Annotated in this window: 10 protein-coding genes; 4 read left to right on the top strand and 6 right to left on the bottom strand. The window is 72.2% G+C overall.

What is annotated here, in order from left to right:
• Positions 1–113: 113 nt before the first annotated feature.
• Complete coding sequence (locus tag ACFFHU_RS21750) at positions 114–839, top strand: class I SAM-dependent methyltransferase (RefSeq protein ID WP_377341675.1); 726 nt, start codon at positions 114–116, stop codon at positions 837–839.
• A 52-nt stretch (positions 840–891) separates the two neighbouring features.
• On the opposite strand, the gene hisS is transcribed toward ACFFHU_RS21750, so the two are convergent.
• On the bottom strand, positions 892–2,217 hold the full coding sequence (hisS, locus tag ACFFHU_RS21745; protein WP_377341673.1) for a histidine--tRNA ligase: 1,326 nt from the start codon (positions 2,215–2,217) through the stop codon (positions 892–894).
• 200 nt (positions 2,218–2,417) lie between these two features.
• The gene (locus ACFFHU_RS21740) at positions 2,418–3,134 is read right to left on the bottom strand and encodes an MBL fold metallo-hydrolase (RefSeq protein WP_377341671.1); all 717 of its coding nucleotides are present in this window, start codon (positions 3,132–3,134) and stop codon (positions 2,418–2,420) included.
• 233 nt (positions 3,135–3,367) lie between these two features.
• Between ACFFHU_RS21740 and ACFFHU_RS21735 the strand changes: the two genes are divergently transcribed.
• From ACFFHU_RS21735 to ACFFHU_RS21725, 3 genes are read left to right on the top strand one after another with little or no spacing between them, the layout of a single operon-like run.
• Entirely contained in the window at positions 3,368–4,285 is a 918-nt protein-coding gene (locus tag ACFFHU_RS21735) for a peptidylprolyl isomerase (RefSeq protein WP_377341669.1), read from the top strand.
• A 52-nt stretch (positions 4,286–4,337) separates the two neighbouring features.
• Entirely contained in the window at positions 4,338–5,168 is an 831-nt protein-coding gene (locus tag ACFFHU_RS21730) for a peptidylprolyl isomerase (RefSeq protein WP_377341667.1), read from the top strand.
• Between the two features lie 48 nt (positions 5,169–5,216).
• Positions 5,217–6,089 (top strand): NAD(P)-dependent oxidoreductase, encoded by an 873-nt coding sequence (locus ACFFHU_RS21725; RefSeq protein ID WP_377341665.1) that lies wholly within the window; start codon positions 5,217–5,219, stop codon positions 6,087–6,089.
• Between the two features lie 18 nt (positions 6,090–6,107).
• Here the strand turns inward: ACFFHU_RS21725 and ACFFHU_RS21720 are convergent, their stop codons facing one another.
• From ACFFHU_RS21720 to secD, 4 genes are all read right to left on the bottom strand, one after another.
• The gene (locus ACFFHU_RS21720; RefSeq protein ID WP_377341663.1) at positions 6,108–8,594 is read right to left on the bottom strand and encodes a RelA/SpoT family protein; all 2,487 of its coding nucleotides are present in this window, start codon (positions 8,592–8,594) and stop codon (positions 6,108–6,110) included.
• 277 nt (positions 8,595–8,871) lie between these two features.
• Complete coding sequence (locus tag ACFFHU_RS21715) at positions 8,872–9,435, bottom strand: adenine phosphoribosyltransferase (RefSeq protein WP_377341661.1); 564 nt, start codon at positions 9,433–9,435, stop codon at positions 8,872–8,874.
• Between the two features lie 20 nt (positions 9,436–9,455).
• Complete coding sequence (gene secF, locus ACFFHU_RS21710; RefSeq protein ID WP_377341659.1) at positions 9,456–10,658, bottom strand: protein translocase subunit SecF; 1,203 nt, start codon at positions 10,656–10,658, stop codon at positions 9,456–9,458.
• A 1-nt stretch (position 10,659) separates the two neighbouring features.
• Positions 10,660–12,564 carry a protein translocase subunit SecD gene (gene secD / locus ACFFHU_RS21705; protein WP_377341657.1) on the bottom strand — a complete coding sequence of 635 codons (1,905 nt, stop codon included), beginning with the start codon at positions 12,562–12,564 and terminating at the stop codon, positions 10,660–10,662.
• Positions 12,565–12,634 lie beyond the last annotated feature (70 nt).

Here is a 12,634-nt window from a genome sequence, read left to right as displayed (position 1 = left end):
CCAACCCGCGGCGGCCGCCTACGCGGCCGTCGCTCAGCCGCCGGACCGCCGAACGCCGGCGGCCGGGCGCCGCCGAGCGCGCTGAGCCCGCTCGATGCCAATACGCTCACCGCGTGGTGGACCCGATCTTCGCCGAGCGCCGTCTCGCGCAGCTCTATGACCCGCTCGACCCGGATCGTCGCGACCTGGACGCGTACGCGGCGATGGTGGGCGAGTTCGGCGCGCGAAGCGTGCTCGATATCGGCTGCGGGACCGGAACCTTCGCCTGCCGGCTCGCCCGTCGCGGGATCGCGGTGACCGCGCTGGATCCGGCGGCCGCGTCGCTCGACGTGGCCCGGACCAAGCCCGGCGCCGAACGGGTGCGATGGCTGCTCGGCCGTGCCACGGACCTGCCGCCGCTGCGGGTCGACCTCGCGACCATGACCGCGAACGTCGCCCAGGTCTTCCTGACCGACAAGGAATGGTCGACCACGCTGCGGGCCGCGCGCGCGGCGCTGCGTCCCGCCGGGCGGCTGGTCTTCGAGACCAGGAACCCCGCGGCCCGGGGATGGCGGGAATGGACCCGCGAGCGGTCGTACCACCGGACGGTCGTCCATGGGATCGGCGAGGTGGAGACGTGGGTCGAGGTGACCGACGTCGACGACCGCCTGGTGTCGTTCCGCCACACCTTCGTCTTCGCCTCGGACGGCGCGCGGCTCACCTCGGACTCCACCCTGCGGTTCCGGACCCGGGACGAGGTCACCGCGTCGCTGACCGCCGCCGGCTACCTGATCGACGGCGTACGCGAGGCGCCGGATCGACCCGGCCGGGAACTCGTCTTCGTGGCCCGACGGTGTTAACAAGGGCCCCCTGCTATACAAAAAGCGATAACAGGGGGCCCTTCCTTTCCGCTCAGCCGATGGTGGGGCGCAGGTCGGTGGGGGGCGGGGTCCAGCCGTCCGGGGTGGCCTCCGCCTGCTTCCCCGAGCGGATGTCCTTGACCTCGTCGGCAGCGCCGTCCAGACCCGGGAACCAGACGTACGGGATGCCGCGCCGCTCGGCGTACCGGATCTGCTTGCCGAACTTCGCGGCCGTCGGGGAGACCTCGGTGGGGATTCCGCGGCGGCGCAGCACGGCCGCCACCCGGTCGCTCGCCTCCCGCCGCTCCTCGTCGGCCACGGCCACCAGCACGCAGGTGGGCACCGACCGGGACGCGCTCAGCTGACCGGCGCCGAACAGCAGTCCCAGAATCCGGGTCACCCCGATCGAGAAGCCAACCCCCGGGTAGCTGACGTTGCCGGCGGTAGCCAGGCTGTCGTACCGGCCGCCGGCACAGACCGAGCCGAAGCGCTCGAAGCCCTGCAACTGGGCCTCGTAGACGGTGCCGGTGTAGTAGTCCAGCCCCCGGGCGATGCTCAGGTCCGCCACGCAGAGCCCCGGCCGGTGCGCCGCGGCCGTCTCCACCACCGCCGCCAGCTCGGCCAGCCCTTCGTCCAGCAACTCGTGCCGGACGCCGAGGGCCCGCACGGCATCGACGAACGAGGCGTCGGGCGTGCAGATCTCGGCGAGCGACAGGCACGCCTTGGCCTGCGCCGGGCTGGCACCCGCGGTCTCGCCCAGCAGGTCCGCGACCCGGGCCGGACCGATCTTGTCGAGCTTGTCCACGGCGCGCAGCGCGGCGGCCGGGTCTTCCAGACCGATGCCCCGGTAGTAGCCCTCGCACACCTTGCGGTTGTTGACCCGGATCCGCACCGGCGGGATCGGCAGGCCGCCGAGCGCGTCCCCGACCACCAGCGGCAGCTCCGCCTCGTAGTGGTTGGGCAGGGTGTCCCGGTCCACGATGTCGATGTCGGCCTGGAGGAACTCGCGGTACCGGCCCTCCTGCGGCCGCTCGCCGCGCCACACCTTCTGGATCTGGTAGCGCCGGAACGGGAACTGCAGCTTGCCGGCGTTCTCCAGCACGTACCGGGCGAACGGCACGGTCAGGTCGAAGTGCAGGCCCAGCGCGTCGTCACCGGCGTCGGCCTCCTCGGCCTGCAGCCGGCGCAGCACGTACACCTCCTTGGAGGTCTCGCCCTTGCGCAGCAGCTGGTCGAGCGGCTCCACCGAGCGGGTCTCGACCGGCGCGAAGCCGTAGACCTCGAAGGTGTCGCGGATGCGCCCGACGACGTACTGCTCGATCATGCGTTGCGGCGGCAGCCACTCGGGAAAGCCCGAGATCGGCGTCGGCTTGCTCATCGTTCTCCGTTCGGATCCGCGCGGCGTCCGCGCGGGCGGGTCATCGCGCGAGGTCCGCGCGGGCTGATGGTCGCGCGGCGAGCCGCGCTGGCTGGTCTGGGCGATCTGCCGGAGGTACGCGTGTCCGGCGCGCGCCGGAGGCCGCGGGCCGGGGTCGGTTCGGGACGGCGGACCGGGGTCGGCGGGCCGCCGCCGGATGGTCAGAGACCGCGCGCGGCGCTCGGTCGCGCGCCGTCCGCCCCGGCCACCTGGCGCAGGTACGGGTTGGTCGCGCGCTCCCGGCCGATGGTCGTCTCCGGCCCGTGCCCGGGCAGCACCACCGTGTCGTCGGCGAGCGGAAGGACCTTGTCCCGCAGGCTGGTCAACATGGCCGGCAGGCTGCCGCCGGGCAGGTCGGTGCGGCCGATGGAGCCGGCGAACAGCACGTCACCGGAGAGGCAGAGCTGGTCGGCCTCCCAGCGCGAGCCGGCGCCCGGCGTCCGGAACAGCACCGACCCGCCGGTATGGCCGGGGGCATGGTCGACGGTGAACTCCAGGCCGGCAAGCGCCAGCGTCGCCCCGTCGGTCAGCTCGGCCACGTCCTCCGGCTCGGTGTACGACAGGCGCCCGCCGAACAGCTGGGTGAGATCCGCCGAGAGCCCCTTGGCCGGATCGGCCAGCATCTCCCGGTCGTCCGGATGGACGTACGCGGTGATCCCCCGGGCGCCGCAGACCGGCGCCACCGAGAAGGTGTGGTCGAGATGCCCGTGGGTCAGCAGGACGGCGGCCGGATGCAGCCGGTGCTCGGCGAGCAGGTCGTCGAGGCGGTCGAGGACGCCGATGCCCGGATCGACCACCACGCACTGCTCGCCGGGCGCCGCGGCAACCACGTAGCAGTTGGTGCCGAAGGCGTCGGCGGGAAAGCCGGCGACGAACACGTCCGAATCCCCTCGTAGCGGCTGGGTGTTCCGTCCGAGCCTAGCCGCCGCCGGGACCCGGTCCCGCCGGCGGCGTACCACCTGACATCATGCGATACCGCACGGCGCACCTCGTACACCATTTTCCCAGCGATAACCCGTACACTCTGGCGGGCGTGTGGCGTGGCGCACTCGACACCGGGCGGCCCCCACCGCCGCGCCGGTGATGACCAGGTAGGGAGAGGGGATCCCGGGTGCCTTCCAGCAGGGACCGGCAGCGCAGACTCGCGCGGGCCAAGCTCGACCGGCAGATGGCCCGCCGGGCCGCGACGCTGCGCCAGCGGCGGCGGCTCCAGGCCGGCATCGGCGTGGTTGTGGCGTTGTTGCTGGTCGGGGCCGGGACGGCCTGGGCGCTGGGCGCCTTCGACCACAAGCCGAAGGCGACCGCCGAGGACGTCTGCACCTGGACGCCGGTCGACACGGGCACCAACCCCAACGCCAAGGACGTCGGCCAGCCGCCGACGACCGGCCTGCCGACCAGCGGCACCCGGCCGATGACGATCACCACCAACCAGGGTGGCCCGATCACCGTCCAGCTCGACCTCGCCGCCGCGCCGTGCGCGGGCGCCAGCTTCGACCACCTGGCCGGCAAGAAGTTCTTCGACAATACGAAGTGCCACGAGATCACCGCCGAGGGCGCGGTCCGGTGCGGCGACCCGAGCGGCACCGGGCAGGGCGGCCCGACGTACTCGTTCTACAACGAGAACGTGCCCCAGGCGCCGGCCGCGAGCCCGTCGGCCAGCCCGGCGGCCAAGCAGCCCCCGGCGTACCCGGCGGGCACGGTGGCCCTGACCGGCACGCCGCCCGGGACCAACGGCAGCCAGTTCCTGATCTTCTTCAAGGACTTCAGCCCGTCATCGCCCGCCTACTCCGTGGTCGGGAAGGTCACAGCCGGCCTGGACGTGGTGCAGAAGATCGGCGCCCTGCCGACCGTGGACAATGGGTCGGGAGCCAAGGTCAAGCCCAAGAACGACGTGGTGGTCCAGAGCCTCACGGTGGGCCCGCCGGAGACGGCCGCGTCGGCCTCCGACCAGCCCACCGCACCGGCCCCGGGCACCCCGACCGGCGTACCGTCGGGCAGCCCCGCGGCGAGCGCCAGCACCCGGTCCTGACCGCTGGGCCACGTACCCCACAGCACTACCGGAACCGTCCAGGAGGAGCCACGTGACGTCCACCAGAGAGCGGCAGCGCGCCGCCGCCAAGGCGCGGCTGGAGAAGGAGATGCGCGAGCGCGCCGAGCAGGCGCGCCGGCGCCGGCGGACCCGCAACCTCGTGGCGGGCGGCGCCGTGCTGCTCCTCGTCGTGGCCGGCGGGGTCTGGGCGATCGTCGCGTTGAACGACGATTCGGGCAAGAAGAACACGGCGGCCAACGCCGGGACGGCGCAGTGCACCTGGACGCCGCTGCCCGCGCAGGCGAAGACGCCGCAGATCAAGGACGTGGGCGTGCCGCCCACCTCGGTGCCGAAGACCGGCACCGACGTCATGACCATCGACACCGGCCTCGGGCCGATCAAGGCCAAGGTCGACCGGGCCGCCACGCCGTGCACCGCGGCCAGCTTCGAATACCTGGCCAGCAAGAACTTCTGGAACAACACCAAGTGCCACCGCCTGGTCACCCAGGGGATCCAGGTGCTCCAGTGCGGTGACCCGAGCGCCACCGGCAAGGGCTACCGGCAGACCGACGGGCAGGGCGGCCCGGGCTACCAGTACGCCGAGGAGAACCTGCCGACCGACAAGCGGCCGGCGTACCCGGCCGGGGTCATCGCCATGGCGAAGACCCAGGCGCCGAACAGCACCGGAAGCCAGTTCTTCATCGTGTACGGCGACTCGCAGCTCGACCCGAGCTACACCGTGCTGGGCACCATCACCCAGGGCATGGACCTGGTGCAGCAGGTGGCCAAGGCCGGTGACGACGGCGCGTTCGCGGCCCAGGCGGGCGGCGGCCACCCCAAGAAGGAAGTGCTGATCAAGAGCATCACGATGGCTCAGTCCTGACGTCGGCTCGGACGGTTTTGCCCGGGCCGGGTGGGGAACGGCTCGGGTATGACTATTGATCAGCGGCGGGTGGCGTTTCTCGGGCTGGGTGGGATGGGGCGGCCGATGGCGGGCCGGCTCATCGAGGCCGGCCACCAGACCACCGTGTGGAACCGTCGCGCTGCCGTGGCCGACCCGCTGCGGGAGCGCGGCGCCCGGGTGGCCGGCGACCCCGCCGACGCGGTACGGGACGCCGAGGTCGTGATCACCATGGTGACGGACGCCGACGCCGTGCTGTCGATCGCCACCGACGGCGGCATGCTGGCCGCCCTGCCGCCGGACGCCCTCTGGGCCCAGATGAGCACGATCGGCGTCACCGGCACCGAGCGGGTGGCCGAGCTGGTGGCCCGGGAGCGGCCGGATGTGCTCCTGGTGGACGCGCCGGTCGCCGGCAGCCGGGGCCCGGCCGAGCAGGGCCAGCTGACCATCTTCGCCTCCGGTCTGGACGACGCGGCGGACCGGGTCCGGCCGGTGTTCGACGCCCTGGGGCACCGCACCCTCTGGTTGGGTCCGGTGGGCGCCGGCAGCCGGGTGAAGCTGATGAACAACCTGTATTTGGCGTTCCTCGCCGAGGGCATCGCCGAGTCGCTGGGCGTGGGCCGGGCGCTCGGGCTGGAGCTCGACACGATGCTCAGCGCCATGGACGGCAGCCCGCTGGTGCCGACCTGGGCGGCCGGGAAGCTGCGCCGGATCGGGGCCGGCGACTACTCCCCGGAGTACCCGCTGGCGCTCGCGCTCAAGGACGTACGGCTGGCGCTGGAGACCGTCGACGTGGACCGGTTCGCCCCGGCCGGCGGCATCGCGGCCGAGTGGGAGCGGGCCGTCGGCCAGGGCATGGGCGACGACGATCTCACGGTCATCGCCCGCGCCCTCCAGCGCTGAGCGCACCGGGCAGGCCGGTCAGGCGCCCGAGGTCACCCGGTAGGCGTCGAACACGCCGTCGACCTTGCGCACGGCGGCCAGCAGGTGCCCCAGGTGCTTGGGGTCGGCCATCTCGAAGCTGAACCGGCTCACCGCCACCCGGTCCCGGGTGGTGGTGACCGTGGCCGAGAGGATGTTGACCCGCTCGTCGGAGAGCACCCGGGTGACGTCGGTGAGCAGCTTGTGCCGGTCCAGCGCCTCGACCTGGATGGCCACCAGGAACGTCGAGGCCGCCGTGAGCTTCCAGTTGACCTCGACGATCCGCTCGGACTGCACCTTGAGGTCCTCGGCGTTGGCACAGTCGTCGCGGTGCACGCTCACCCCGCCCGACCGGGTGACGAAGCCGAAGACCGCGTCCGGCGGCACCGGCGTGCAGCAGCGGGCCAGCTTGATCCACACGTCGCTGACGCCGCGTACCACCACGCCCGGGTCGTGGCTGTTGGCGCGGGCCCGGGGCGGGCGGGTGGCCGAGGCGGTCTCGGCGATGTCCTCGACCGCGCCCTCTTCGCCGCCGTAGCTGGCCATCAGCTTCTGCACGACGGACTGGGCGGAGACCTGGTTGTCGCCGACGGCCGCGTACAGCGAGGCCACGTCGGCCAGGTGCAGGTCGCGGGCGATGGTGAGCAGGTTGTCGCTGGACAACATCCGCTGCAGCGGCATGCCCTGCTTGCGCATGGCCTTGACGATCGCGTCCTTGCCGGCCTCGATCGCCTCCTCGCGCCGCTCCTTGTTGAAGTACTGCCGGATCTTGGTGCGGGCCCGCGGGCTCTTCACGAAGCCCAGCCAGTCCTGCGTCGGGCCGGCAGTGTCGGACTTCGAGGTGAAGATCTCGATGACGTCGCCGTTGGACAGCGTCGACTCCAGCGGCACCAGCTTGCCGTTCACCCGGGCGCCGATGCACTTGTGCCCCACCTCGGTGTGCACGGCGTACGCGAAGTCCACCGGGGTCGAGCCGGTCGGCAGCGGGATGACGTCGCCCTTGGGGGTGAAGACGTACACCTCCTGGCTGGACAGGTCGAACCGCAGCGCGTCGAGGAACTCGCTCGGGTCGCTCGCCTCGCGCTGCCAGTCCAGCAGCTGGCGCAGCCAGGTCATCTCGTCGATGTGCGCCGGCGGGCCGACGACGGTGGCGCCCTTCTGCTCCTTGTACTTCCAGTGCGCCGCGATGCCGAACTCGGCCGTGCGGTGCATGGCATACGTCCGGATCTGCATCTCCACCGGCTTGCCGCTGGGCCCGATGACCGTCGTGTGCAACGACTGGTACATGTTGAACTTCGGCATCGCGATGTAGTCCTTGAACCGGCCCGGCACGGGCTGCCAGTTCGCGTGGATCACCCCAAGCGCCGCGTAGCAGTCCCGGACCGTCTCCACCAGGATCCGTACGCCGATCAGGTCGTAGATGTCGTTGAAGTCGCGACCCCGGACGATCATCTTCTGGTAGATCGAGTAGAGGTGCTTCGGGCGTCCGGTGGTCTCCGCCTTGATCTTTGCGGAGCGCAGGTCGGTCTGCACCTTCTGCGTCACCTGCCGCAGCAGCGCCTCGCGCTGCGGCTGGTGCTCCCCGATCAGCCGGTTGATCTCCTCGAACCGCTTCGGGAACAGCGTGCCGAAGGCGAGGTCCTCCAGCTCCCACTTGATGGTGTTCATGCCCAGCCGGTGGGCCAGCGGGGCGAGGATCTCCAGCGTCTCCTTGGCCTTCTGCTCCCGCTTGGGCGCCGGCAGGAAGGAGAGCGTCCGCATGTTGTGCAGCCGGTCCGCCAGCTTGATCACCAGCACCCGCGGGTCCTTGGCCATGGCCACCACCATCTTGCGGATGGTCTCGGCCTTGGCCGCGTCGCCCAGCTTCACCTTGTCGAGCTTGGTCACGCCGTCGACCAGCAGCGCCACCTCCGGACCGAAGTCCGTGCGCATCTCCTCGAGGGTGTAGTCGGTGTCCTCGATCGTGTCGTGCAGCAGCGCCGCGACCAACGTGGTGGTGTCCATCCCGAGGTTGGCCAGGATGGTGGCCACGGCCAGCGGGTGGGTGATGTACGGGTCGCCCGACTTGCGGTACTGCCCGGAGTGCCAGCGGGCGGCCATGTCGAAGGCGCGCTGCAGCAGCCGGGCGTCGGCCTTGGGGTGGCTCGCCCGGTGCGTGGCGATCAGCGGCTCCAGCACCTCACTCACCTGGGAGCTCTGCCAGGGCGCGTTGAACCGGGCCAGCCGGGCCCGAACCCGCCGGCCGGTCGGCGCGCCGGCCAGGGCGAAGCCGCCCGATCCGGTGCCGACCTCTTCGCCGTCCGGGACGGGGCTGGTGGGCACGCCGCCGACCTCGCCGTCCGTGCCGGTGGTGGGATCCGGTCCGACCATCGCGGCGGCCCCGTCGGCGCGGCCGTTGCGCTCGGGCTCGCCGTTCCGGTCGGGTTCGCCGACGTGCCCCGCCTCGCCGTCGCGGCTGGCCGTGGCGGCGCCCGCCGTCGAACTCATCCGCGTCGTGCCCTCAGCGTCACCCGTCGGCTGCACCGTGCCCTCCGTTCCAGGGGCGACATCGTGGGACACCGGCCTCCTCACACCTCGCAGATGGACCGGTCAGACCCGACCGCTGTCAGACCCGACCGCTCTCCGGCGCCGTCGTCCGGTGGCGACCCGTGGTTGGCGCGTCACCGCCCGGAAAACCGCAATGCTACCCGCGTACGGCGTGGTCCGCTCCTCCCCCGAAGGTACCCTTGCCGGCCCCCGGGAACGGCCGACCGGCCGACGTCAACTAAACGGTCAACAGGGCGTGAACCGGGCGCGGCGCAAGCCTCTGCCGGCCGCCGAGGAAGGACAGCTCGACCAGCACGCTGAACCCGGCCACCGTCCCGCCGGCCCGTTCCACCAGGTCCAGCGTGGCCGCCGCGGTGCCGCCGGTGGCCAGCACGTCGTCGACCACCAGCACCCGGTGGCCGGCCGTGAAGGCGTCCTGGTGGACCTCCAGCGTCGCCTCGCCGTACTCCAGCGCGTACGAGGCGGCGTACGCCGGGCGGGGCAGCTTGCCGGCCTTGCGCACCGGCACCACCCCCACCCCGGTCGCGTACGCGATGGCGGCGGCCACCACGAAGCCGCGGGCCTCGATGCCGACCACGACGTCGAAGGACTCCCGCCCGTGGTGGGCCACGATGCCGTCGATCACCTCGCGGAACGCGTCCCCGTCGGCGAACAGCGGCATCAGGTCCTTGAACACGACGCCCGGCTGGGGGAAGTCCGGCACGTCCAGCACCCGGCTGGCCACCAGCCGGGCGGTCTCGACGCCGCTGTCCCCGCGTACCTCGGCCTCGGCCTGGCTCACGATGGTCCTCTCAGCCGCGGTCAGCGGCGCTTGGATCCGCTGGGCCGGTTGCCGCCGCCGGGGCGGTTGCGCGACCCGGACGGGCGCTTTCCGCCGGTGGGCCGGACGCCCACCTTGGGGGTGGCGCCCGCCATGGCCGTGCGGTCGGTCCCGGTCTCCACGTCGGCGTCCGCCGGCGCCGCGGCCGGGGCGCCGGCCGCGGCCACCTTGGCGGGTCGGCGGCCGCCGCGCACCGGCTCGCCGCTGGCCCGGCGGGCCAGCACGCGCTTGGTGTGCGCCTGGATCCGCGGCTCGAGGTTCTTGAGCGTGACCAGCACCGGGGTGGCGAAGAAGATCGACGAGCAGACCGCGATCCCCTGGCCGACGAAGAGCACCAGGCCGAGGTCCTTCAGCGTGCCGGCGCCGAGCAGGAAGGCGCCGATGAACAGCAGGCCGCCGACCGGCAGCAGGGCCACCAGGCCGGTGTTGATCGACCGCATCAGCGTCTGGTTGACCGCCAGGTTGGCGGCCTCGCCGTACGTCTGGGTGTTGCTGGCGGTGATGCCGCGGGTGTTCTCCTGGATCTTGTCGAACACCACGACCACGTCGTACAGCGCGAAGCCCAGGATGGTGAGGAAGCCGATGATGGTCGAGGGGGTGACCTCGAACCGGGTCAGCGAGTAGATGCCGGCCGTGGCGATCAGGTTGAACAGCAGCGAGGAGACCGCGGCCACCGCCATCCGCCACTCGAACCGCAGGATGAGATAGCCGGTCACCACGGCCAGGAAGATCAGCAGGCCCAGCAGGGCCCGCTGGGTGACCTGGCCGCCCCAGGCGGCGCTCACCCGGTTGGCGCTGATCTGCTCGGCCGGGACGTTGAACCGCTGGGACAGGTCGTTCTGCACCCCGGTGGCCTGCTCGGGGCTCAACTCGGAGGTGCGCACCTCGTACGTGGACTTCCCGCCGGTCCCGCCGATCCGCTGGCTGGAGACGACCTTCTCGTCGCCGGTGAGCGAGTCACGGACCGCGCCCTCGGCCTGCTGGAGCGTGCCGACCGAGGCCGGGATCTGGAACGAGTTTCCGCCGGAGAACTCGATCCCCAGGCTGAACCGGAGGAAGGCCATGCTGAGCACCGCCACCAGCAGCACGGCGCCGACGATGCCGAACCACAGCTTGCGCCGGCCGACGATGTTGAGGCCAGCCTCGCCCCGGTAGAGGCGGGTTGCCAGACCGCTGCGGGCCATCTCAGGCCTCCTTCACGCGCGGGTTGCGGGGGGTGGGCTCGGACTCGTCCTGGTGCAGGACCCGGCCGAGGCCGCTCACCCGCGGCGACAGGAACGCCCGGGTCCGGGCGAACATGGTCATGATCGGGTGCCGGAAGAGGAACACGACCACCAGGTCGAGCAGGGTGGCCAGGCCGAGCGCGAAGGCGAAGCCCTTCACCGTGCCGACCGAGACGAGGTAGAGCACGACGGCCGCCATCAGCGTGATGGCGTTCGCCGAGATGATCGTCCGGCGGGCCCGGGCCCAGGCCCGCGGCACCGCGCTGCGCGGGCTGCGGCCCTCGCGGATCTCGTCCTTGAGTCGTTCGAAGTAGATCACGAACGAGTCGGCGGCCACGCCCAGCGAGACGATGAAGCCGGCAATGCCGGCGAGGGTGAGGGTGAACCCGATGCTGCGGCCCAGCACCACCAGCGCGCCGAAGACCAGCAGCCCGGAGAGGATCAGGCTCAGGAAGATCACCGTGCCGAGCAGCCGGTAGTAGAAGAACGCGTAGATCGCCACCAGCAGCATGCCGATGCCGGCGGCCAGCAGACCGGCCCGCAGGTACGCCGCGCCGAGCGTGGCGGTAATGCTCTGCGCCTCCTGCGGCGTGAACGTCACCGGCAGCGCGCCGAACTTCAACTGGTTGGCCAGCTCGGTGGCGCTGGCGCTGGTGAAGCTGCCGGAAATCTGCGAGTCGCCGCTGAGCACGCCCTGGATCTCCGGCGAGGAGATCACGACGTTGTCGAGCACCACGGCCACCCGGCAGTGCTGGTCCTGACCCAGCGCCGAGGCGTCGCAGCCCTGGCCCTCGTTGTTGAACGCTTCCCGGGTCAGGTTGGTCCACTTGGGCTGGCCGTCGCTCTTGAACTTGAGGCTGACCACCCAGCGGCTCTGCTGGTCGAGCTGGGGCGAGGCGCCGCTCACGTCGGTGCCCAGCACCTTGGCCTTGTCCAGCAGCTCCTTCTGGGTGCCGCCCTCACAGGCCACCACCTGCTGGTCCGGCCCGCTGATCGAGGCCGGCGGCCGGTGGTCCAGCTGGTCACAGGTGATCGTCGGTACGTTGAACTGCATGGCCGGCGGCAGCGCGGCCACCTCGGCCCCGGTCAGCGTGCCGAACGGCTTGAGCTTGGCGGCCAGCGTCGGGTCCTGGCTCACGTTGGCCGGCGCCTGCAGGGCGGAGGCCGCCTGCCAGGCCGCCGCGCCGACCTTGGCCTGCACGGCCGCTGTGTTCGGCGCCGGCGCCGCGGCCGAGCCGGACGGGCTGGGGCTGGCCGACGCGGACGCCGACGGGGTGGGCGTGGGCGCCAGCGCGCCACCGCCCTGGCCACCGCTGCTCGGGCTCGCCGCGGCCGCCGGCTTGGCGCTGCCGCTCGGGGCCGGCTTGACGGCCGCCGACGACGACGGCTTCGGGGCCGCGCTGCCGGACGGCGCCGCGCTGCCCGACGGGTTGGCGCTCGGCGCCGGGGCCGGGGCCGCGCCGCTGCCGTCGGCCGCCTTGAGCACCTTGCGGAACCGCAGCTCGGCGGCGTTGCCGATGTCGTTGAGGTTGGGGTTCGAGCCGGGCAGCGAGATGACGATGTTGCGGTTGCCCTCGGTCACCACCTCGGCCTCGGCCACGCCCTTGGCGTTGACCCGCTGCTCGATGATCTGGCGGGCCTGCTCCATCTGCTGGGCCGTGGGCGGCCGGCCGCCCGCCTGGGTGGCCTCCAGCGTGACCCGGGTGCCACCCACCAGGTCCAGACCGAGCTTGGGATGCAGCCGGTCCCGGAAGTCGCCCTTCGCCCCGTAGGCGAAGAACACCAGAAGATAAAGGACCACGAAGAGGAGCCCCAGCACGGCGAGCTGCCGCCCCGGACGCATCTGTCCCTGACGAGGTGGTGCCACGGCTGTCGTGTCTCCCTGCGCGTGCGGCCGGCGGGTCCGGCGGCGGTCCGGGCACCCGGTGCGCCCGTCT

This window comes from Plantactinospora siamensis, assembly GCF_042434095.1.
GTDB lineage: Bacteria > Actinomycetota > Actinomycetes > Mycobacteriales > Micromonosporaceae > KBS50.
This window is presented reverse-complemented; position numbering and strand designations above follow the sequence as displayed.

Coding starts and splice junctions, on each gene's coding strand:
- hisS (WP_377341673.1), bottom strand. CDS start 2,217: ATGAGCAAGCCGACGCCGATCTCGGGCTTTCCCGAGTGGCTGCCGCCG.
- ACFFHU_RS21725 (WP_377341665.1), top strand. CDS start 5,217: ATGACTATTGATCAGCGGCGGGTGGCGTTTCTCGGGCTGGGTGGGATG.
- ACFFHU_RS21720 (WP_377341663.1), bottom strand. CDS start 8,594: ATGAGTTCGACGGCGGGCGCCGCCACGGCCAGCCGCGACGGCGAGGCG.
- secF (WP_377341659.1), bottom strand. CDS start 10,658: ATGGCCCGCAGCGGTCTGGCAACCCGCCTCTACCGGGGCGAGGCTGGC.